Annotated in this window: 1 protein-coding gene; it reads left to right on the top strand. The window is 72.0% G+C overall.

All coding sequences use genetic code 11. From position 1 onward, the window contains the following. Window positions 1–352: 352 nt before the first annotated feature. The gene (locus AC13HU_RS36165; RefSeq protein ID WP_328461110.1) at window positions 353–2,017 is read left to right on the top strand and encodes a purple acid phosphatase family protein; all 1,665 of its coding nucleotides are present in this window, start codon (window positions 353–355) and stop codon (window positions 2,015–2,017) included. The last annotated feature ends 108 nt before the right edge of the window (window positions 2,018–2,125 follow it).

Genomic DNA, 2,125 nt, shown 5'->3' with positions numbered 1-2,125 from the left:
TCCACGGCCACGTCCTGAACAAACAACCCCACAACAGACCTGCGGTGGCCGACGGCCGCCGCGAAGGCGGCAAGCGGGCACCGATCCATCTCAAGGAGGAGGCAGTCCGGACCGCGTGCGTCCGGAGTCCGGTCCGCGGAGAACCCGGTGTGGTCCGGCGGCATACCCGCGGCCGCGCCTGCCCCGGGCGCCGCGACCGGCCCGTCACCGTGGGTTCCGTCGCCGTCCGGCAAGGCGCCGTTCAACTGCCCGTCGCCGCCGGGCGGGAGTCTGCCCGATGTCACCGCGCCGTACCGGTGGCACCGGCACCGCTCAGCACCTCCACGCACCGCATCCGCGCCAAGGAGCCATGATGGTCGCACAGTTGGACCCGCTGGACCCGTCCGAGCCGTCGTCGTCCGAGTCCTCGTCGGAGTCCTCGTCCGGTCCGCGCATCGGCCGCCGGACCGCGGTCGGGCTGCTCGGCACCGCGGGTGCCGCCGCGGTGGCCGCGCCGCTGCTGACCGCGACGCCGGCCGCCGCGTCGGCCCCGGGCAGCGCGCCGGCAGGTGCCCCGGCGGGTGCCCCGGCCTTCCACCCGTCGCCGGACGCGGGCGGCGCGCCGCCGGTGCAGGGCCTGCACCTGACGTTCGGCAAGGACCCGTCCACCCAGATGGTGGTCTCCTGGCTGACCGACGCCCCGGTGAAGCGGCCCCGGGTGATGTACGGCACGCTCGACCACGGCCTCGGCTCGGGTGCCGACGCGGTCACCCGCGTCTACGCCGACGGCAAGTCCGGCCGGAAGGTCTACGTCCACCACGCGGCACTGAACCGGCTCTCCCCCGGCAAGCAGTACTTCTACGTCGTCTCGCACGACGGTGCCACCCCCGACAGCGGCACCTTCGCCACCGCGCCGCGCGGCCGGCAGCCGCTGACCTTCACCAGCTTCGGCGACCAGTCGGCGCCGCAGGTCACCTGGGCGGCCGACGGCACCGTGGCGCTGGACGCCAACTCCACGCCCGCCACGAAGGACATCGTCACCGGCATCGAGCAGGTCGCGCCGCTGTTCCACCTGCTCAACGGCGACCTGTGCTACGCCAACCTGGACCTGGACCGGGTGCGGACCTGGAACAACTTCTTCACCAACAACACGCGTTCGGCCCGCTTCCGGCCGTGGATGCCCGCCGCGGGCAACCACGAGATCGAGTCGGGCAACGGTCCGATCGGACTGGGCGCCTACCAGACGTACTTCGCGCTGCCGTCGACCGAGACCGACGCCGAACTCGCCGGCCTGTGGTATGCGTTCACCGCCGGCTCGGTGCGGGTCATCGTGCTCCAGAACGACGACAACTGCCTGCAGGACGGTGGCGACCTCTACATCAACGGCTACTCCGGCGGACGCCAGCTCGCCTTCCTGGAGCGGGAGTTGAAGGCCGCCCGGGCGGACCGCGAGATCGACTGGGTGGTCGTCGCCATGCACCAGGTGATGATCTCCTCCTCCGACGCCAACGGCGCCGACCTGGGCCTGCGCGCCAAGTACGGCCCGCTCTTCGACCGCTACCAGGTCGACCTGGTCGTCTGCGGGCACGAGCACAACTACGAGCGGTCCCTCGCCGTGCGCGGCGTCGTCAGCGGCAGCGAGACGCTGACCCCGAACCCGGCGTCCACCCGCACCGACGACATCGACACGGGCCTGGGCACCGTGCACATGGTGCTCGGCGGCGGCGGTGTCTCCGGCACCACCAACCAGTCCTTCTTCAAGGACGGCACCGCGAAGGTCCTGACGGCGGTGGCCGACAGCCGTCCTGAAGGCGGCAAGCGCGCGCCGACCTACGTCAAGGAGGAGGCGGTCTGGACGGGCGTGCGCGACATCGAGCACCCGTACGGTTTCGCGGCCTTCACCGTCGACCCGGGCCGCTTCCCCGGCGACACCACCCGGCTGCACGTCACGTACTACAACGTCGACAAGCCCGCCGGCGAGCTCTCGGTCTTCGAGAAGTTCACGCTGCACCGCAAGCGGTCCGACGCACGTCGCTGACGGCACCCGGTCCACCCGGGCGGCACGGTCCGCCCGGGTGGCACGCTCGGGGTCACCCGACACGCTGCTTGTACGGCACACCACCACGCACGGCGCGGTGAACTACGA

The organism is Streptomyces sp. NH27 (assembly GCF_056859195.1).
The sequence above is the reverse complement of the archived record's forward strand: the minus strand, read 5'-3'. Positions and strand labels throughout refer to the sequence as shown.